This window comes from Variovorax sp. KK3 (assembly GCF_001984055.1).
GTDB lineage: Bacteria > Pseudomonadota > Gammaproteobacteria > Burkholderiales > Burkholderiaceae_C > Variovorax.
Window position 1 is genome coordinate 1 of record NZ_LYVO01000054.1, and the last position, 19,519, is coordinate 19,519.

Consider the following 19,519-nt stretch of genomic DNA (forward strand, 5'->3'; position numbering starts at 1 on the left):
GCGGCGGGCGATGGCATCGGCCATGCCGATGGCCGCGTCGAGCACCTCGTTCGCCGGCACGGCGCGTGCCGCGATGCCGTGGCTCCTGGCCTCCAGGCCCGACAGCTCGCGGCCGGTCAGGATCAGGTCCGCTGCGATGGCGCGGCCTGCCATGCCGATCAACCGCTGGCTGCCGCCCTGGCCCGCGATGACACCGATGCCGGTTTCGGGCAGCGCGAAGCGTGCGTCGTCGGCGGCCACGATCAGGTCGCAGTACAGCGCCAGCTCGAAGCCGCCGCCAACCGCATGGCCGCGCACCGCCGCGACGATCGGCTTGGGCATGCGGCGAATCGAGTCCAGGTCGTCGAGCCAGCCGTCGAGGATGGCCTGCACGCCGCGCAGCCTGGCCACGTCCACCAGGTCGGCGCCCACGCAGAAGTGGGTGGCCGTGCCGGCCAGCACCACGGCGCGCACGTCCGCGTCGGCCATCGCTTCCGCCAGGGCGGCGAGCAGCGCGCGGGCCAGTTCGGGCGACATCGGATTGCCGCGGCGCGGAACGCCCGTCATCGTGACGATGCGAACGGCGCCCCGGTCTTCCACGCTGACGAAGGCGTCGCTCATTGCATGACCTCCGGCGCGTAGCTGCGCACAGCGCGCACCACGGGCGCGAAATCCATCTGCGAGAGCACGTCGCGCTGCAGGTCGATGCCGGGCGCCAGCTCGATCAGTTCGACGCCATCGGGCGTCAGCTCGAAGGTGGCGCGCTCGGTGACGTACAGCACCCGCTGGCCGCGGCGAAGTGCCTGCTGGCCGCTGAAGGTGACGTGGGACACGGCACGCACCAGCTTGCGAATGCGCCCGTGCTGCTGCACCTCGACGCGGCCGTTCTCGACCTTCGCCTGGCTGCCTTTCGCGTCGAAGGTGCCGCAGAACACCACGGTCCCGGCGTTCTGCGAGATGTCGATGAAGCCACCGGGCCCGTTGACGTTGCCGTTGAGCTTGGACACGTTGACGTTGCCGCTGCCGTCCATCTCGGCCATGCCCAGGAACGCCATGTCGAGCCCGCCGCCGCTGTAGAAGTCGAACTGCGACGGCGAGTCGATGATGACCGAGGGATGGTGCGCCATGCCGAACAGGTCGTCGTCGATCATGTGGCCACCGTGGATGCCTTGTTCGATGGTCATCCAGTAGTCGGCGGCGTCGCCGCGTTCGGCGATCAGCGACGCGACCTGGGCCGATGCGCCGAAGCCGAAATTCAGGCTGTCGCCGGGCTTCAGTTCGAGCGCGGCGCGCCGCGCGACGATGCGCTTGAGCGGATCGGTCGATGCCGGTGGCTTGAGGAAGTCGCCGCTGCGTCCCACCAGCGACGGATCGAAGCTGCCGCGATAGGTCTGCATCTGCGCGGGCACGACGACGACGGCGTCGACCAGCGCGCCGGGAATCGCGACGTTGCGCGGGTTGAGCGTGCCCGCAGGCACGACTTCGCGCACCTGGGCGATGACCTTGCCGCCGCTGTTGTGCGCCGCCAGCGCCACGGCGTAGCCGTCGAGATCGGCCGGCTCTTCTTCGAGCGAGATGTTGCCCGCCGTGTCGGCATAGGTGCCGCGGATGATGCCGACATCCACGGAGAAGGGCTTGTAGCGAAGGTATTCCTTGCCGTCCAGCTGCAGCAGTTCGACCACGTCTTCTTCGGCGGCGGCGTTCATGCGGCCGCCACCGTGGCGCGGATCGACGAAGGTGCCCAGGCCCACGTGGGTGATGAGCCCGGGGCGGCCAGCGCCGATTTCGCGCAGCAGGTGCGCGATGACGCCGCCTGGCAGGGCATAGGCCTGCAGCCGGTTGTCCTTGGCCAGGGCCTGCATGCGCGGGGACCAGGTCCAGTGGCCGCCGATCACGCGGCGCACCATGCCGTCGTGGGCGAACCGGTTCGAGCCGCGTTCGTTGCGGTCGCCGAGCCCCAGCGAATGCACGAGCGTCAGGCTCGCCGCGCCCTCGCCGTTGCGAAAGCGCTTTTCGATGGCTTCGAACACGGCGTCGGGCTCGACCAGCCCGCCGCCCGAGCCCGTCACGGCGACGGTCGCGCCGTTGCCGATCAACGCGGCTGCCTGCGCAGCCGTCATCGTCTTGTCGCGCATGGTCATCCCCTTATTTCAGCTGCAGCTTGGAGACGATGTCGCTGTAGAACTTGAACTCGCGATCGAGCTCGGGCGCCAGCCGGTCGCCGTCTTCGTAGACCATGCCGAGGAACTGGTTCGAGAAGAACTGCTGGTACTTCGGCTCCTGGCTCACCTTGTGCGCGACTTCCTTGAGCTTGGCGATGACGGTCGGCGGCGTGCCCTTCGGCACGGCCAGGGCACGCCAGGTGCCCAGTTGCAGGTCGATGCCGCGCTCCTTGAAGGTCGGCACGTCCGGAAAGTCCTTCAGGCGCTCGGCCGCCATCACGCCGAGCAGGCGGAACTTGCCGGCCTTGACGTAGTTGCCGGCCTCGCCGGTCGTCGCGAAGCCGCCTTCGACCTGGTTGCCCAGAATGGCCGTCATCTCCGGGCCGGCGCCGATGTACGGGATGTTGTTGAAGGCGAGACCCGTTTTCTCTTCGAGCGCAACCGCCGCCAAGTGGTAGGTGGCGCCTTTGCCCGAGTTGGCCAGTGCCACTTCACCGGGCTTGGACTTCGCCTTGGCCAGCACTTCCTCGAGCGTCTTGAAAGGCGAGTTGGCCGGCACGATGAGCACGATGGGGTCGATGTTCAGGCGCGCGATGAAGGTGAAGTCCTGCGGACGCGCCTTGCCGATGCCTTGCAGGTAGGCCAGGTTGATCTCGGGCGTGACCATGGTCAGCTTGTAGCCGTCGGCCGGCGCCTTGGCGCCCTCCTGGTGGCCGATGGCGCCGGCCGCGCCCGGCCGGTTGACCACCACCATGCCCTGCGACAACTGCCGGCCGGCCGTGTCGGCGAAGGCCCTGGCCACCGCGTCGGTGCCGCCGCCGACGGCGTAGGGCACGAGCAGTTCGATCGGGCGCGTGGGGTAGTCGGCAGCGAATGCGTTGGCGGCGCAGAGCGGCAAGGCGAGGGCGCCGATCGCGGCGCGGAGGAAGGTCGAGCGTTGCATGTGTCAGTCTCCGGAAGGGCAAGGCGATGAAGCGATGGGATGTGGCGAGGGAGTGGGGGCGATTGGCGGATGCGCAAAGGGATCGATCTGGGTAGACTTGAACTTTGAATCGATTCAATTGAACCGATTCAATTTGAACCGATTCAAATCCACCCACAACTTAGGGCTTACCCTGATGCGAAACGCCATGCCGCGCCGAGCCCCGCGTCTCAGCAGCTATGCTGGGCGCCGCCCATTGCCGATCAGATGCCAGACAAAAAAATCACCCTGAAGGACGTCGCTCAAGTCGCTGGAGTGGCCACGGGGACCGTCTCGATGGTCCTCAACGACAGCCCGCTGGTCGCACAGGCCACCAAGACGAGGGTGCAGGCCGTTCTGCGGGACATGGGCTACGTGTACGACCGCGCGGCCGGCAACATGCGCAGCAAGCGTTCGAGCATCGTCGGCATGTCGATCTGCAACCTGATCAACCCGTACTTCGCGGACGTGACGGCCGGCATTCAGGAGGCGTTGGAAGAACTGGGCCGCGTGCTGGTGCTCGGCAACTGCGCGGAGTCGGTTCCGCGGCAGATGAGCTTTCTCGAATCGCTTCGGCAGTACCGGGTCGAAGGCGTGCTGCTGACGCCAGCGATCGCCACCCCGAAGTCGCACGTCGAGCAGCTCCACGCATGGCAGATCCCGCTGGTGCAGGTGACGCGCTACGTGGCAGGCGTCAGCAGCGATTACGTGGGCAACGACAACAAGGCGGGCGCGAGATTGGCGACGCGACATCTTCTCGACCTGGGCCATGAGCGCATCGCCTACCTGGGACGCAACCGGCTCACGTCGACGGGTAAAGATCGCTTCGACGGCTTCCGCACCACGATGCGCGATGCCGGGCTGACCGTTCGCGACGAATGGGTGGTCGACTCTCCCTCGACGCGGGAGGACGGGTTCAAGGGCGCCGTCGACGTCATGCAGGGGCGCGACGCGCCCACTGCGATCCTGTGCTTCAACGACCCGATCGCCTTCGGCGCGATGCTGGGGCTGCGCAGCATCGGGCGTGAGCCCGGGGCGGATTGTTCGGTCGTGGGGATGGACGACGTGTCCGAAGCTGCGCTGTGGCAGCCGGGCCTGACCACCGTGTCCATCGGCCGCGACACCATCGGGCGAGCGGCGGGCCAGCTCTTGATGAAGCGCCTCGAAGAGCCTGAGCGGCCCTTCGAGCGGGTCATCATCCCGCCTGAATTGGTGGTCCGTGCATCGACGGGACCGTTGCGTCCGGTCGCTGCGAAGGCGGCGCGGGCACGCTAGGCCCGCCTGCCACCGCCGAACCCGGCCGGGCTTACTTGGGCGTGCCGCCTTGCATGGGCTTCGGCTTGCCCGGGCGGCGCGCGTCACGCGTTTCGGCACGACGTTCGCCGGCAACGGCGGCACGGTCCGTGCCGATGGCACCGCCCTCGGGCGCCTTGGCCTGATCGCCGGCCGGCGGGCGCACCTCGCCCGGCGTCCTCATCGACTTGCGTGCTTCGCCCGCGTTTTCGCTCTTGCCGCCCGCGATGCCGGGCGTGTTGGGCGGCACTGCGGCGCCCGGGGGGTTGGATTGCGCGTGCGCGCCGACGATCAGAAAGGCTGCACCGACGAGGGTGAGCAGACGGGAATGCTTCAAGTTGAACTCCAAGTTGCAGCGCCAACGCGGCGCCTGAGGATCAGTGTTGATGTCGCCCTGACGAGTCCATGTAGGAAGAACCGCCAGCCGCCTGCCGTCGCGCCTCGGTGCAAGCTGACGGAGAGCGCGACCCGATTCGCTTAACTGCGTCCACTGGCTTGTTGCCGGCGCGCGGCGCAGAATCCGGCTTCGACCGGAGGACGCCATGGGCCATCAACCAACCAACGTGTCTGTGCAGACCGAACTCGACCGCTTGATTGCGCAGTTCTTCGACGCCGTGTCGTTCGAGCCGGGCCACGCGCCGGCGTATGAACGCATCGAGTCGCTCTTCATCGACGCCGGCCTCCTCATCAAGAACGTCGGCACCATGCCCGAGATCTCTACCGTCCGGCAGTTCATCGAGCCTCGGGAGGCGATGGTCCGCAAGGGCGAGCTGACGCGGTTCCTCGAGGAAGAGCTTCACGAGGTGACGCAGATCTTCGGCAACGTCGCCCAGCGCTTCAGCGCGTATTCGAAATCCGGAACCATGAACGGCAGCGACTTCGCCGCGCGCGGGATGATCTCGACTCAGTTCATCCTGACGCCCGCCGGGTGGCGCATGAGCGCGATGGCGTGGGACGACGAAAGGCCTGGTCCGGTTTTGCAGAGTCGGTGAGTCCATGCAGGCAAGACCCCATCGACCTCGGTGCTAGAACGGCTCACCTCTCACGAAATGGTGCTGGTCGTTGAAGGTCAGGAGCCGGCGTTCCTCGAAGTCCAGAAGTCGGACGTTCTGCGCAGCCGCCGCCGTGCCCAAGAATTTTGCGGCGTCCTGTTCGGTGGCCCACGACGCTGCGACCAGGCAAGGTGGGTTGCGGTCGAGGTCGATGGCCACATAGCGGCCCGCACCGTGGCGGTGAAAACCGACCGGAATTTCGATACCAAGATCTTCGCAGTACTGCTCGATCTTCTTCTTGTACCGTTTGAACATGGCTAACGTAGGAGCAAAAAGCCGACCAAGATCAAAGCAAGCAACACGGCGCACCACGTGTTGCGGCGCCATCCGTCTGCGAATGTCTTCTCTTCGCGTCGCCGACCGGACTCGAGTGCCTGACGGCGAGAGGAGCGCTCCCAGAAATCGTCATCGTCTTCTTTTGACATGTTGGTTGCATCCGCGTGGCGTAAGAGTCCATTCGTTTGGCAAGACCTGCTGTGGATGCGCGCACGACTTCGTCCAGCTTCGTGCGCTCAATGTGATCTTTTCACACGCATTCTGCGGCCGCATTTTTCATCGGGGCGTAGGACCGTATCTGAACCTCATTGCTGGTCATGCTGATTCCGTATTCGTGCTTTTCCGGCGATCTCTAACCGTGCCGTCCTACCGATTCGCCGACCGTGCATCGCCAATCGTTGCGCGTCGATCAACTATGGGGACATCGAACATGAACCGGTTCAAGGACAAGACGGTGATCGTGACTGGCGCTGCGTCCGGCATCGGCCGCGGTGTGGCGAAGCGCTTTGCAGAAGAGGGTGCCAACTTGGTGATCTGCGACATCGACCAGGCAAAACTCGAACACGCAGCGCGCGAGTTCGAGCCCGAGTCGATGTTGGCGTTGCACTGCGATGTTTCGAATTTCGGCCAGATCGAATCGGTTGTCAAAGAAGCCGTGAAGCGGTTCGAGGCTCTGCACGTGATCGTCAACAACGCCGGTGTTGCGCCCGAGGGCTCGGCACTCGACGTGTCGTTCGACGACTGGAACAAAACGATCGCGACGAACCTGACCGGCGTGTTTTTCGGGTGCCGGGCAGCGTCGCCCGAGTTATTGAAGACCCGAGGCTGCATCGTCAACACGGCATCGGTATCAGGCCTCGGTGCAGATTGGGGTCTGTGTGCCTATAACGCCGCCAAGGGAGGTGTCGTCAATCTGACGCGTTCGATCGCGCTGGATTTCGGGCGCCGCGGCGTGCGTGCGAATTCGGTCTGCCCTTCACTGACGGAAACCGGCATGACGAAGGACATGCTCGAGGACGAGGCGCTGGTCGCCAAGTTCATGGAGCGCCTGCCGCTGGGCCGCGTGGCGCAGCCGGCCGACATCGCGGCGGTGGTCGCGTTCCTGTCCAGCGACGATGCCAGGTTCGTGAACGGCGTGAACATGCCCGTCGACGGTGGCGTCACGGCATCCAACGGGCAGCCGCCCCAAGAGTGACGCGCGTGCAGGGGGCGAGTTACGCCATTCGCATTGGAACCTGGCGCCGGCTCCAGTGACGCGCGTCTGAGAGCGCAGCCGCCTCCAGCATCGATGGTCAGCCGCCAAACGCTTGCTTGAGCCGCTGACCGGCGAAGGCCTGTGCGTCCTTCGCTTTTTGCACCACCGCCGCGGCGCCGAAGAACTCGTGCGTCACGCCGTCGTAGTCGCGCCGCTCGACAGGCACGTTCGCCTTCTTCAACGCGTCCTCCATCTTCGACCCGTCGCTGCGCAGCGGGTCGATGCGTGCATTGATGATGGTCACGCCGGGCGCCATTCCTTCGAGCTTGGCGTCGATGAGCTGCAAGCGCTTGTCCTTGAGGTCGGCCGGCGATCGGGTCGTCTTGTCGACGAACCACTTGACCATGGGACGATTGAGCGGCTTCGCGACCGCGTTCTCGAGATAGGACTCGGTGTTCAGGCTCGTCTGGGTGACAGGGTAGACGGCCAGCACATGAGCCGGTTGCTGAACGCCTGCGTCGCGTGCCGCAATGGCCGTTGCCAACGCGAGATTGCCGCCTGCGCTTTCTCCAGCCAAAGCAACCTTCTTCGGGTCGCCCTTCAGCTTGGAAGCGTTCGCCAGCGTCCACTTGTACGAAGCCAGCGCGTCGTCCCAGGCGGCCGGGAACTTGGCTTCGGGTGCTTGTCTGTAGTCAACGGAAACCACGACTGCGTTCGCCTGCTTGGCAATGCCGCGTGCGCCGCCGTCGTAGACCTTTCGATCCGCGATGACCCAGCCGCCGCCGTGGAAGTACACCACCACAGGAAACGGCCCCGCGCCCTCGGGCGTGTAGACGGTCGCGGGCAGCTTGCCGGTGGCGCCGTCCACAGTTGTGTCCACGCTCGTCACACCAGGTACCAGGTCTTCGGGCTTGGTGCTCTTGCCTTGCTGCTTCAACAAGGCATTGACGCCGTCGGTCACCGTCGGCTGCTTGCGGGCCGTGGCGACGTCGAGCTTCTCGATCGGCTTCGGCTTCAGGCCAGCCTGCGCGTTGAGCACGGCGAGCATGTCTTCATCGGCGCGCAATTTGCCCATGGCCTTGGCGACGGCCTCGGTGACGGGGTTGGGCTTGGCAGCGTCGTCCGCGGCGTGCGCGGGGAAGCCGACCAAGGTGGTCGAAAGCAATGCCACGGCTGCGGAGAGGCGGGTTGGTTTCATGTGCATTCCTGTTGGTTGAAGATATTGGGAGTACGAAAGCGCTTCACGCCCGACCTGTGGGCGTGGGTGCATTGGTGATACAGGGTGTCTCGCACGTACGCCGCACGTAAGTCGCATGCACGTCGCGCGGAGCCGCGATGCCGGAAGCTATCTGGGGAGCTCCATCGTCACCACGTCGAAAGGCAGAAGCACAGGGGGATTCTTCTGGCGGTCGAGCTGGCCATTGACGACCATCAATCCGCCACTCGACACTGCCGCCGTCGTCGGATAGCGAAGGCGCGAGTCGGTGAGCCGCTGCTCGATGCGGCCGCTGCTCCAGTCTGCGGACAAGCGCACGCGCACCAGCTCGTGGTGCGCGTTGCGGACAACGTACAACTCGTTCGCGCCGGTCAGCACCAGCCCGTCGCCGTCCCGGAGTTCGCCGCCGTCGATCCGAACTTGCGTCACGGCCTTGCTCTGCGTGTCGATACGCCAGAGCTGTCCCGTCGCGAGTTGAATGGACAACAAGTGTCGCCCGTCGGCCGACGCAACGATGCCGTTCAGATTGATCTGGTTTGGCAAATAGCGAATCGGCGTCTGCGCCAGGTCGAGCCATGGCTCCAGGGATGCTGGCGCGCCGGCAGTCGTTCGCATGCGGTAGATGACCGGCTGAAAGGAATCGGTCACATAGGCCGTGCCGTCCTGTGCGATGACCAGGTCGTTGAGGAAGCGAGGCCTGTCCTGCGGCGCCTTGACGACGGCCAGCGTCGTGCCATTGCCGACGTCGACCGCAGCCAACGTGCCGTTGGGGCCGCCGGCGACCCACAACCGCCCCATGGCATCGAACTTCATGCCGAAGGCGCCTTGACGCCCTACGGCGCCGCCGACCTGCACCAGTTCGGCCTTGGCTGCGCCCCTTTCGATGCGGAACAGATCCCCGTTGGAACTGGAGCCCACGAACGCAGTGCCCGAACGCGGGTCGATCGCGATGCCCTCCGGGAACACATGGGAGCCTTCAAGCGTGGCACGCCCCTTCACCATCGAAGGCGCGTTCATTTCGATCACCCCGCACAGGATGCGCGCGCCGGAGTTGCCGGCCGGGTCGCTCGTGTAGTCGTCGGGATCAGCGTGCACGACCACCGTCCGACCGATGACCGAGGTGGCGCCCCGGTCGAGCGACAGGTTGTGGTTCACGTATCGCAAGCGCGCGTTGCCATCGGCGCCAGCTTGCAGCGCGGGCAGCTCGCCGGCGTGGGACTGGGCCTTGTCGTCGCCCGGGCGGCCATGGTTGCGCGAACCACCGGGGTCGAAGTGGCCGCCCGCGGCGCCGAAGTCGACGATGCGCCCGGTCGTCGGATCGGACCCGGGCGCGCAAGCGCCTTGGGCATGCACATGGAAGCCGTGCGGTCCCGGTGCGAGGCCGCGCGCGTCGGCGACCAGTTCGACACCCTTTCCGGCGGTAGGCGCGAAGTTCACGGTGCCGGCCGGCTGACCAGAGGGCGTCGTCAGGCGAGCGCTCGCAACCGGTGCAGCCGATGCGGGGGCAGATCCCGCGCTATCAGCGGGCAATTGGTTCTGTATGCCGACGCAGGCCGAGAGCAGTGCCACAGCAAAGGAGGAAAGGACGAAGTGCAGTTTCACGTCGGTCCTCCTCAACGGCCGTAGCTGACGCGGTAGATGACGCCGTTCTGGTCCTCGGCGATCAGCAGCGAACCATCTGATCCCACTGCAAGCCCGGCCAGCCGACCGAACTGAGCCGGTCGCCGTGCCTTGGCTTGTTCGGCTGCCGGACCGGCGCCAGGTTGCTGAAGGTTGGGCGGTGGCGTGGCCATCAGCCACCCGGTCACGAAGTCCTCGATCGATTGCGGCTTGCCGGCCGCGTCGAAGCGCACGCGGACCACCTTGTAGCCACTGGGCTGGCCGCGATTCCACGAACCGCGCATCGCGACAAAAGCGCTGTTGCGATAGTCGGCAGGGAATTGGCTGCCCGTGTAGAACACCAGTCCGATGGGCGCCGAGTGGGCCGTGGTCATGAGCTCCGGCGCCTCGGTCGTCGGGCAGAAATCGGCGCGAGTCGAATTCTCCGGATCGTTCTGCTGCTTCATGTCCACCTGCCGATCGCCCCAGCAGAAGGGCCAGCCATAGTGCTTGTTGGGCCGGATCGCATTCAGTTCTTCAGGTGGTATATCGTCGCCGCGATCGTCCGAACCGTGGTCGAAGCCGTACAGCACGCCGCCGACCGGGTTGAAAGCGAAGCCGAGCGTGTTGCGAAGGCCGCGCGCATACACGCTGCGGGCGGTGCCGTCCGGGCGCATGCGCAGCACCGTGGCAGCTTCGGGGTTGGTCTCCACGCAGTTGTTGCACTGCGAGCCGACGGTCACGTAGAGGTAGCCGTCCGGCCCGAAGGCCAGCGTGCGATAGGGGTGCTGCGATCCATCCGGGAGGTCGTCCACCAGCACGCGGGTGCCGGCCAGCGTGCCGTCGCTTTGCACGTCGGCAACCAACACCTTCTTGTCGGTTGCCATGAAGAGCCTGTTCTCGCGCAACAGCAAGCCGTGCACGTTCTTGATGTTCTGGGCCACGACCTTTTGCGAATCCATCTTGCCGTCGCGATCCTGGTCGCGCAGCAGGAGTACGTCGGCCTGCCTCGGGCGGCTGACGTACACGTCGCCATTGGCGGCGACTTGCATCCAGCGAACGTGCTGCATGTCCTTGGCGAAGACGTTGACCTTGAAACCGGAGGGCAGCTTGAGTCGGGACAGTAGCGCCTCGTCGAACTTGACAGGTGACGGCTCCAGCATCACCGTCGGCACGGTCACCGGACCGTCGCCTGGCGGAAGTTGCGCATGGGCTGCCAGGCCGATGCAGGCGAGCAGGAGGGCGGGCCAAAGGCCGCGGGAAGTTGAAGTTGGCATGAGGCTCGACGAGTTGGTCAGGCCAATTTATCCAACCACAGACACGTGCTTTTCGCGCCCTTTACCTGTTGCGGCGTAGGAGCCTGTCCTCTACGGATGAACGCTCAAACGCAGCGTATCGCCGAATCAATCGATCAGGTTGTTCTTCAACGCGTAGTAGGTGAGGTCGCTGTTCGAAGAAAGCCCCATCTTCTCCATCAGCCGCGTGCGGTAGGTGCTCACGGTTTTCACCGACAGCGACAGGGTCTTGGCGATGTCGCCTGCGGTCTCACCCTTGGCGAGCTTCAGGAACACCTGGAATTCGCGCTCCGACAACTGCTCGTGGGGCGCCGCATCGTCCTTGCGGTCGAGCTGGCGAGCCAGCAGTTCGGCCACGGCCGGCGTGATGTAGCGGCGGCCCAGCGAGATGGTGCGGATCGCGTTGGCGATGTCGTTGGGCTCGCATTCCTTGTTGAGGTAGCCGCTCGCGCCCTGGCGGATGAGGTTCACCGCATAGTGTTCCTCGGGGTAGCCGCTGAGGATCAGGATACCGACGTCGGGCGCCTTGGCCCGGATCATCGCCAGCGCATCGATGCCGCTCTGGCCGGGCATCGACAGGTCCATCACCAGCACGTCGAGCTCGGTAGTGCGCACGAGTTCGATGGCCTCGCGGCCGCTGGCAGCTTCTCCTGCCACCCGCAGATCGACCTGTTGCGAGAGAAACTGCCGCAGCCCCGAACGCACGATTGCGTGGTCATCCACGATGCCGATCTTGATCATTCCGTCCTCTTCCTCATTGCTAACGATGCGAAGCGACGAATGTAGGCCAGCCGGAGCGGCTACTGCAGAGCTTTGGAGCGCGACTGACGTGTTTCGTCATGCGCCGCCTACACGGCGCTCGGAAACGGCGCAGGGGCCTCACCGGCCCGGTGCGTAGAGCAGGGCGCGCGGCGGCCGGCACATGCCCCAGAAGCGCAGGCCGCCCTGCAGCGCCATCTGTACGCCCATGGCCGTCGGCGCCGAGATCGTGGCGAGCCCATGCACGCCGAGCCGGACGCACTTGCGCACGAGTTCGTGGCTCCCGCGGCTGGTCAGCACCACGAAGCCCGGCTCGCCGAGCCGGTCGCTCCGGGCCAACTCGCCGAGCAACTTGTCGAGCGCGTTGTGCCGGCCGATGTCTTCGAAAACCACGTTGAGCGTTCCGTCGGCGTGTGCCCAGCCGGCAGCGTGGATGGCGCCGCTCTGTGCGTTGAGCACCTGCCGAGCAGGCAGCTGCGCGATGGCGTCAAGAACTTGTGGTGCATCGATTCTTCGCGCCCAGGCAGCCGGGGCGAGCGGCGCCAGGTCCAGTTCGAGCCCGGCGAAGCTGTCGACGCCGCACACGCCGCAACCGGTGCGCCCGGCCATGCTGCGGCGATGGCGTTTGAGGCGATCGAAGCAGCGGGCAGAGATCGTCAGTTCCGCCGTGGCGGCCGTCACGCCAGCAGGCAGCGCGGCGCTCGCTTGGTTTTCGGTACGGACCTCGATGTCGAAGCAATCTTGCGTCCGGTCGAGGATGCCTTCGCTGAGCGAGAAGCCCAACGCGAAGGCTTCCAGGTCCTGCGGCGTCGCCAGCATCACGGCATGCGAGATGCCGTTGTAGACCAGCGCCACTGGCACTTCGGCCGCCAGCGTCACGTCGATCGGCAACGCATCGTCGGGGCCGTCGGCCGTCGACGACAGCACTTGCGCCCCCAGCCTGGCCAGTGGCGAAGGCAGCGCGGCACGGGCGTCGAGCGTGTTCAGCATCGAAGCGCCATCAATCGGGCAAGTGATCGAGGCTCGTCGGCTCCTCGACCTGCTTCGCGTTGCGCCCGGCACGGAAGCGCGCCGCCGCCTCGTAGGCCGCCTTGCGCACGCGCATCACCGAGCCCAGCGGGCGGTGCGCCGCGAGGGCATGCCACGGCGAAAAGGACATGCCGTCGTTCACCGCCGCGACGCGGGCATCGCTCCATGCGGCCTGCGGCTTCGCCACGAGGCGGGCCACCGTCACGTAGGGGCTCAGTTCTTGCGGCCATTCGACCGAGGCGTCCTCGATGGGCATGCGTTCCAGGTCCACGCAGAGTTGAACGCGCAGTTCCCAGATGCCTTCGCTGCGCCGGAAGTGGTCGACCACGGCATCGCGGATCGCATCGGGCTTGTCCTTGGTGTCGAGTTCCTGGTCGGTCAGCTGCATGAGTTCGGGCGACACGGGCGCCAGGGACAGCTTCGCCATGTAGGGGCCATGACGCAACGGCACCTGCGTGAAGAAGGTCTCGCCCAGGATGTGGGTCAGCGGGTGGCCGCCCATCGCCTTGAGAGACGCGCTCTCGCCGCCCACCTTTTCGACCAGCGACTCTGCGCCCCTGAGGGCCGCCGACAGAACCTGCTTGAGGCCGGGCGCCTTGTCCGTCGTCGCGGCCAGCATCTTGAGCTTGCCGAGAAACTTCTTGGCGTTCGGGGTGTTGAAGGCTGGTCCGTTCACCATCAGGAAGTCCTGCGTCGCATGGCCTTCCGAGCCCTCGACGCGCGGGCCGTCGACGCCGACGATCTTGATGGCGACCGCGCGTGGCGTCGACACCTTGTCGTCGAGCAGGTCGCCGGGCGGCGTCGAGAAGCGCATTACCACCGGGTAGCGTGCCGGCTTCGCGAACACGCCTTGCGCCAGGCTGTCCGGCAGGCCGCCGAGCACTTCCAGTTCCGCGCGAAGGATGCCGTGGCCCTTCGCATGCACGCTGCGGTAGGCATGCCCTTCGTCTTCGTAGACCTTGGTGCTGATCTTCAGCATCGTGTCGATCAGCTCGCGGCCGGTCTCGGCTTCGTCGTCTTCAGGTTGCTCGACGTCGGGGGTGTAGGCCAACGGTGCGACCGCGGCGGGCGGCATGGTGTTCATGGGGTGCTTTCTGTGGGAGAGGCATCGCTGCGCGTCAGGTGAACCGGCAGCGACTTGGAAGCGGGCACCATGCTCTTCTTGGCGTGGTGCTCCAGCGGAATCAGCGGGTTGCACTCGGGGTAGTAGCCGCCGACGCAACCGCGCGGAATGTCGAAGGGCGTGACGCGCAGGCGGCGCACGCTGCGCCGCGGTCCGTCGCCGGTCGACGCATGCACGTCCACCAGCACGCCTTCGCCGAGGTCCAGGTCGGCGATGTCCTGCGCGTTCATCAGCAGCACCTCGCGCGTACCGTAGATGCCGCGGAAGCGGTCGTCGAGGCTGTAGATGGTGGTGTTGAACTGGTCGTCGCTGCGCAGCGTCATCAGGCGCAGCGCGTGTGCCGCGGCCGGCGGGCCTTCGCGGAGCAGGCCGAAGCCTTTGAAGTTGGCCTTGCCGTTGGGGGTCTTCCACACGCGCTCGCGTGCCGGCAGCGGGCGCGGAAAGCCGGCCGGCTGTGCAAGCCGCACGTTGAAGTCGTGGAACACTTCCGGCAGCACCTGCGCGATGTGGTCGCGCACCAGGGCATAGTCGCCGACCCATTCCGTCCACGGCACGGCAGGATTCGGCGGCAGCGTGGCCTGCGCGATGCCCGCGATGATCGCGACCTCGGAGCGCAGCGTCGGCTCGGCCGGCTTCGCCACGCCGCGTGACGCATGCATGATGCCGGTCGAATCCTCCACCGACACGACCTGTTCTCCGCTGGCCTGCTCGTCGATCTCGATGCGGCCGAGGCAGGGCAGCAGGTACGACACCTCGCCGTGCACCAGGTGGCTGCGGTTGAGCTTGGTGGCCACGTTCACCGTGAGGCGCAGCGTTTGCCAGGCGGCCTCGACGCGCTCGGTGTCGGGCACGGCCCGCGTGAAGTTGCCGCCGAGCGCGATGAAGGCGCGCACGCGCCCGTCGAGCACGCCCTGACAGGTGTCGACGGTGTTGAGTCCCTTCTCGCGCGGCGGCTCGAAGCCGTAGAGCTTGGCCATCGCGTCCAGCGGCGCCAGCTCGGGCTTTTCGGTGATGCCCACGGTGCGCTGGCCTTGCACGTTCGAGTGGCCGCGCACGGGGCAGATGCCTGCGCCGGGCCGGCCGATGTGGCCGCCCAGCAGCAGCAGGTTCGACACCATCTGCACGTTGGCCACGCCTTCGCGATGCTGGGTGAGGCCCATGCCGTAGATGCCGATGACAGCGCGCGAACCGGCGTAGGTGTCGGCGGCCTGCGCCAGTTCCGCCTGCGTGAGGCCCGACTCCGCTTCGATGTCGTCCCAGCGCTGCTCGCGCAGCCATGCCGCGAACTCGTCGTAGCCGTGCGCGTGCTCTTCGAGAAAGGCCGTGTCGATCACACGCGCTGCGCCTGCATCGCGCGCGGCATCGTCCAGCGCCACCACCGCCTTGCACAGGCCCGCCAGCGCCGCGAGATCGCCGCCATTGCGCACCTGCAGGTACTGTGTGCTCATCTGCGTTTCGGCCGGCGTCAGCATCTCGACCGGCGACTGCGGGTTCGCGAAATGCACCAGGCCGGGTTCGCGCAGCGGGTTGAAGGTGACGATCTTCGCGCCGCGCTTTCGAGCGTCCTGCAGCTGGTGCAGCATGCGCGGGCTGCTCACGCCGGTGTTGTGGCCGAAGATGAAGATCGCATCGCACTGCTCGAAGTCGTCGAGCCGCACCGTGCCCACGGGCACGCCGATGGTTTCGGGCAGCGCGACCGAGGTGCTTTCGTGGCACATGTTGGAGCTGTCCGGCAGGTTGTTGTTGCCGTACAGGCGTGCCAGCAGCTGGTACAGGTAGCTCGCTTCGAGCGAGGCGCGGCCCGAGGCGTAGAACACCACCGAGGCCGGGTCGTCCGCGCGCAGGGCCTGCAATTGCGCGCCGATCTCGGCGTATGCGTCTTCCCACGAAATCTCGAGATAGCGGTCGCTGGCCGTGTCCCATTTCATCGGCACGGTGAGCCGGCCGCCGGCTTCGAGTTCATGGTCGCTCCAACCCATCAGCGCGGTAACCGTGTGCTCCTGGAAGAATTCGGCCGGGAGGCGCTTGGCCGTGAGTTCCCACGCCGTCGCCTTGGCGCCGTTCTCGCAGAACTCGGCTGCGTGGGGATGCTCGGGCTTGGCCCACGCGCAGCTCACGCAGGCGAAGCCCTCGGGCTTGTTCTGCACCCAGAGAGCCTCCGCGCCGATGATGGGGATGCGCTCGCGCAGCAGGATCTCGGTAACCGCCTTGATCGAACCCCAACCGCCTGCGGGATGCTCGTAGGGTTCGAATCTTGGCTTGGCGGTCACTGGTTGGTGCTCGGTTGTCGCGTCGCCGCGTTACTTACGTGACTGATGTGTTGAAAGTGGAGCCTCGGTGCGCTGCATGAGGCGTCACGTAGGTGGCGGCGGATGCGCGTGTCGGCGGAAAGCGCCGCGGCAGGTGGGCGGGCAGGGTGTGCGGGATATGCAGCTGGGCGCGCAATCCGCATGGATGAGTTGCTCTCGGCTCACAAACCGAACGCTTGCGATGGACCGCCGCAGGCAAGCGCGCTAACGTCGGACTGACGACAGAAAGAGATCGACCGAGAGGAGGAATCGCACGATGCCGATGGAACTGCTCAGCCGCCTGTGCAACGCAGACATGCCTTGCGAACTGCAAGACGAAGACGACGTCGAGAAGCTGGTGGTGCTGCGGGCTGCCAAGCTCGTCGAGGCGGACATTCCGCCGATGCTGGAAGAGGGCGGCCGACGATGGTTTGCCGGCCCGGCGATCGTGCATCGCGTCTGCGCCGACGGCTACGCGGCGGTCTACGGGCACCTGAGGAGCCATGTCGAGCACGAAGAAGAATCCCGCTTCGTGTCGATCTGAAACGCGGCCTCGGGCCGCTCGGGCTCAAAAGCCGAACAGGTCGGGCCGCTCGCCGTCCAGCCAGTCGATGCGCCCCTCGCTCCACGCGATGAACTGCGCACCGTAGCCGCTCTTCATGTGGACCTCGGCGTCGGGCTCGATCACGCAGAAGCCACCGCCCAATACCAGCTTGCCGTTGACCTGGATGCCGCCGCCGAGCACGAAGATCTCGACGAGGCTGCGCGTGCGAAACGCCGGCACCCGCGTCCCCGGAATCAGCGTGAGGGCGACGTTGCGGAAGTCGTGGCGTGTGCCCCGGTAGTCGCAGATCAGCCGGCGCGTCAACCCGGCCACCGCGGTGGGCCAGGCCTGCAGGGTCGCCAGGGTGATGCTCACGTCGGGCGATTCCTCAGGCCTGGGGTTCGCGAAAGCCTGGGTGCGGCCGCCTGCATGCAGATGCGGTGCGTCGTCGTCGCCCACGCCCGGCGCATAGAGCACCGGGCCGTCGAGCCTCGACGCCATCAGCGTGGGCACGTAGGCGATGGCGTCGTGCGTCGCGCCCGGCATGTTGATGCCCATCTGGCCGGCGCCGGTGGTGCCGGCGTAATCGGTCAGCCCGCCGCTGAGCATGTAGCTGAAGGCGACGTCGACGTGGTGGTGCAGGCCCGACGAGCACATCGTCTCGAAGCCGAGCAGGCCGAGGAAGCGGCCCGTGTCGCGGTTCTCGTGCACCGCGGCGAGGCGCAGGCCGGGCCGCGATGCATCGACCCATCGAAGCTGCTCGTGAGGCGTGACGTAGACGCGGTCGTTCTGGATGGAGGCGAGGGGAGCGTGAGGCATGTGTTTGAAGCCGTGTGTGGTGGAGTTCGTGAATGCCGTGCCCGCTACAAGGCCACGGTCGACAGCCAGGGCACCGCCGCGATGACGACGACGCCCGCCAGCAGCGCGGCCAGGTAAGGCCAGATGGCTCGGATGACGTCGTCCGGACGCGCATCGCCGATGCGGCAGGCGATGTAGAAGCCGACGCCGATGGGCGGCACCATCAAGCCGACGTTCATGGCGCAGACGATCACCATCGAATACTGAATGTCGTGGATGCCGAGCTTCCTGGCGATGGGGAACATGATCGGCGCCAGCAGCAGCACGGCGGGCAGGCCTTCGAGCAGGCAGCCCAGCAGCAGGAACACGAGGATCGACACCGCCATGAAGGCGAAGGCGCCGCCCGGCAGCGTGGTGAGGAACACGGACAGTTGCTGCACCACGCCGCTCTGCGTGATGGCCCAGGCCATCGCCGACGCCGCGCCCAGCACCAGCAGCACCGCGCCCGACAGCGCGGCCGTGTCGACCAGCATGCCGTAGAGCTTGCGCAGGCCGATGCCGCCGTACATGACCTGCCCGACCAGCAGCGCATAGGCCACGGCGACGCTCGACACCTCGGTCGCGGTCGCGACGCCTTCGCCGACGGCGCTGCGGATCAGGAAGGGCAGCACCAGCGCGGGGGCCGCCACCACCAGCAGCTTGCCGATGACGCGCATCGGCGCGCGCACGGCGCCGTGCATGTTTTCGTGGCGCGCCTTCCAGCGGGCCAGCACCACCAGGGCCGCCAGCAGTACCCCCGCCACGACGAAGCCGGCATTGAACAGGCCTGCGATCGACACGCCCGCCACCGCGCCGAGCACGATCAGCACGATGCTGGGCGGCACGGTGTCGGCCATGGCGGCGCCGGTCGCGAGCAGCGCCACCATCTCGCCGGGCTTGTGGCCACGGCGCTTCATCTCGGGGAAGAGCGCAGGCGCGACGGTCGCCATGTCCGACACCTTCGAGCCCGAGATGCCGGACACGATGAACAGCGAGCCGAGCAGCACGTAGGACATGCCGGCCTTCACATGGCCGATGAGCGACGCGAGGAAGCCGACGATCGCCTTGCCCATGCCCGTGTGGTCGAGCACGCAGCCCAGCAGCACGAAGATGGGCACCGACACCAGCACCAGCGACGACATGCCTTCGTCCATGCGCCCCACCACCACCTGCAGCGGCACGTGGGTGGAAAAGGCGAGGTAGCTCACCGCGCCGATGCCGAAGCAGAAGGCGATGGGCACGCCCGCCGCCAGGCACACGGCGACGAAGCCGACGAGGAAGATCAGGATGTTGTAGCTGCCCAGTTGCGCGAGCCGCGGCGACAGCGCCCAGCAGAGCCCGGCGATCGCCGCGACCACCACCACGGCCGCTGCCAGCGAGGCACGCGGCACGCTGCGCCCGGCGTACAGCAGCACCAGCACGAACATGCCGATGAAGCCGAAGGCCAGCGCGCCGACGCGGAACGAGTTCGGAATGTCGAGTGCCGGCGTGCGGATGAACCATTCCTCCCGCGCGTAGCTGAGCGCAGGCTCGACGAGCGCGAGCAGCACCGCCGCGATGGCCACGAGCGCGAAAGCATGCGTGAAGTCGCGGGCCCGCCCGGGCAGCTTGTCGACGAAGAGGTTGAGCCGCAGGTGCTCGTTGCGGTGCACGGCGAGGATCGCGCCGATCATCGACAGCCAGATGAAGGCGATCGACACCGCCTCGTCCATCCAGATCACCGGCAAGGTGAACACGTAGCGCGAAACCACGCCGCCCAGCAGCAGCACGGTGATGGCGGCGGCCAGCGCGGCCGCCACGGCTTCGAGCGGCCACATCCAGCGCGTGCCGGTGCGGCCCGGGTCGGTCGCTTCGACCGATGGCTCCCACGCCGGCACGTCGGCCGCCGGCTGGCCCATGGGCATGCTCATG

The 19,519-nt window shown here is 66.7% G+C and carries 18 protein-coding genes; 4 read left to right on the top strand and 14 right to left on the bottom strand.

Annotation, left to right across the window (positions count from 1 at the left end; all coding sequences use genetic code 11):
- From B0W80_RS22700 to B0W80_RS22710, 3 genes are all read right to left on the bottom strand, one after another.
- A partial coding sequence (locus tag B0W80_RS22700) for an enoyl-CoA hydratase/isomerase family protein (protein ID WP_077001431.1) occupies positions 1-600 on the bottom strand: 600 nt, incomplete at its 3' end.
- Complete coding sequence (locus tag B0W80_RS22705; RefSeq protein WP_077001474.1) at positions 597-2,114, bottom strand: acyl CoA:acetate/3-ketoacid CoA transferase; 1,518 nt, start codon at positions 2,112-2,114, stop codon at positions 597-599. The genes B0W80_RS22705 and B0W80_RS22700, both read right to left, overlap by 4 nt.
- Positions 2,115-2,124: 10 nt before the next feature.
- Positions 2,125-3,084: a tripartite tricarboxylate transporter substrate binding protein gene (locus B0W80_RS22710; protein ID WP_077001432.1), complete on the bottom strand. Its 960-nt coding sequence runs from the start codon at positions 3,082-3,084 to the stop codon at positions 2,125-2,127.
- 246 nt (positions 3,085-3,330) lie between these two features.
- Between B0W80_RS22710 and B0W80_RS22715 the strand changes: the two genes are divergently transcribed.
- A complete protein-coding gene (locus tag B0W80_RS22715) occupies positions 3,331-4,377 on the top strand; it encodes a LacI family DNA-binding transcriptional regulator (protein ID WP_077001433.1) in 1,047 nt (348 codons plus the stop codon).
- A gap of 31 nt (positions 4,378-4,408) precedes the next feature.
- Here the strand turns inward: B0W80_RS22715 and B0W80_RS22720 are convergent, their stop codons facing one another.
- Positions 4,409-4,732, bottom strand: coding sequence for a hypothetical protein (locus B0W80_RS22720; RefSeq protein WP_077001475.1), 324 nt, complete (start codon positions 4,730-4,732; stop codon positions 4,409-4,411).
- A 232-nt stretch (positions 4,733-4,964) separates the two neighbouring features.
- Between B0W80_RS22720 and B0W80_RS22725 the strand changes: the two genes are divergently transcribed.
- Positions 4,965-5,387: a hypothetical protein gene (locus tag B0W80_RS22725; protein ID WP_256856661.1), complete on the top strand. Its 423-nt coding sequence runs from the start codon at positions 4,965-4,967 to the stop codon at positions 5,385-5,387.
- Positions 5,388-5,420: 33 nt separating this feature from the next.
- On the opposite strand, the gene B0W80_RS22730 is transcribed toward B0W80_RS22725, so the two are convergent.
- Positions 5,421-5,774 (bottom strand): hypothetical protein, encoded by a 354-nt coding sequence (locus tag B0W80_RS22730; RefSeq protein ID WP_143684744.1) that lies wholly within the window; start codon positions 5,772-5,774, stop codon positions 5,421-5,423.
- A 379-nt stretch (positions 5,775-6,153) separates the two neighbouring features.
- On the opposite strand from B0W80_RS22730, the gene B0W80_RS22735 reads away from it, so the two are divergent.
- Entirely contained in the window at positions 6,154-6,918 is a 765-nt protein-coding gene (locus B0W80_RS22735) for an SDR family NAD(P)-dependent oxidoreductase (protein ID WP_179107001.1), read from the top strand.
- A 97-nt stretch (positions 6,919-7,015) separates the two neighbouring features.
- On the opposite strand, the gene B0W80_RS22740 is transcribed toward B0W80_RS22735, so the two are convergent.
- The 7 genes from B0W80_RS22740 to B0W80_RS22770 form a co-directional block, all read right to left on the bottom strand.
- Complete coding sequence (locus B0W80_RS22740; RefSeq protein ID WP_218668935.1) at positions 7,016-8,116, bottom strand: alpha/beta hydrolase; 1,101 nt, start codon at positions 8,114-8,116, stop codon at positions 7,016-7,018.
- Positions 8,117-8,263: 147 nt separating this feature from the next.
- Positions 8,264-9,736, bottom strand: coding sequence for a superoxide dismutase family protein (locus B0W80_RS22745; protein WP_256856662.1), 1,473 nt, complete (start codon positions 9,734-9,736; stop codon positions 8,264-8,266).
- Positions 9,737-9,747: 11 nt separating this feature from the next.
- Positions 9,748-11,010 carry a sorbosone dehydrogenase family protein gene (locus B0W80_RS22750; RefSeq protein WP_077001438.1) on the bottom strand — a complete coding sequence of 421 codons (1,263 nt, stop codon included), beginning with the start codon at positions 11,008-11,010 and terminating at the stop codon, positions 9,748-9,750.
- A gap of 126 nt (positions 11,011-11,136) precedes the next feature.
- Complete coding sequence (locus B0W80_RS22755) at positions 11,137-11,769, bottom strand: response regulator transcription factor (RefSeq protein ID WP_077001439.1); 633 nt, start codon at positions 11,767-11,769, stop codon at positions 11,137-11,139.
- A 138-nt stretch (positions 11,770-11,907) separates the two neighbouring features.
- Positions 11,908-12,777 carry a formate dehydrogenase accessory sulfurtransferase FdhD gene (gene fdhD, locus B0W80_RS22760; RefSeq protein WP_077001440.1) on the bottom strand — a complete coding sequence of 290 codons (870 nt, stop codon included), beginning with the start codon at positions 12,775-12,777 and terminating at the stop codon, positions 11,908-11,910.
- Between the two features lie 10 nt (positions 12,778-12,787).
- Positions 12,788-13,900 carry a catalase family protein gene (locus B0W80_RS22765; protein WP_077001441.1) on the bottom strand — a complete coding sequence of 371 codons (1,113 nt, stop codon included), beginning with the start codon at positions 13,898-13,900 and terminating at the stop codon, positions 12,788-12,790.
- On the bottom strand, positions 13,897-16,209 hold the full coding sequence (locus B0W80_RS22770) for an FdhF/YdeP family oxidoreductase (protein WP_077001442.1): 2,313 nt from the start codon (positions 16,207-16,209) through the stop codon (positions 13,897-13,899). The genes B0W80_RS22765 and B0W80_RS22770 overlap by 4 nt, the downstream gene beginning before the upstream one ends.
- Positions 16,210-16,504: 295 nt before the next feature.
- Between B0W80_RS22770 and B0W80_RS22775 the strand changes: the two genes are divergently transcribed.
- Positions 16,505-16,771, top strand: a complete 267-nt coding sequence (locus B0W80_RS22775; protein WP_077001443.1) for a hypothetical protein — start codon at positions 16,505-16,507, stop codon at positions 16,769-16,771.
- Positions 16,772-16,795: 24 nt separating this feature from the next.
- On the opposite strand, the gene B0W80_RS22780 is transcribed toward B0W80_RS22775, so the two are convergent.
- Positions 16,796-17,590: a cupin domain-containing protein gene (locus tag B0W80_RS22780; RefSeq protein ID WP_077001444.1), complete on the bottom strand. Its 795-nt coding sequence runs from the start codon at positions 17,588-17,590 to the stop codon at positions 16,796-16,798.
- A gap of 44 nt (positions 17,591-17,634) precedes the next feature.
- Positions 17,635-19,518, bottom strand: a complete 1,884-nt coding sequence (locus B0W80_RS22785) for a TRAP transporter large permease subunit (RefSeq protein WP_256856663.1) — start codon at positions 19,516-19,518, stop codon at positions 17,635-17,637.
- Between the last annotated feature and the right edge of the window lies 1 nt (position 19,519).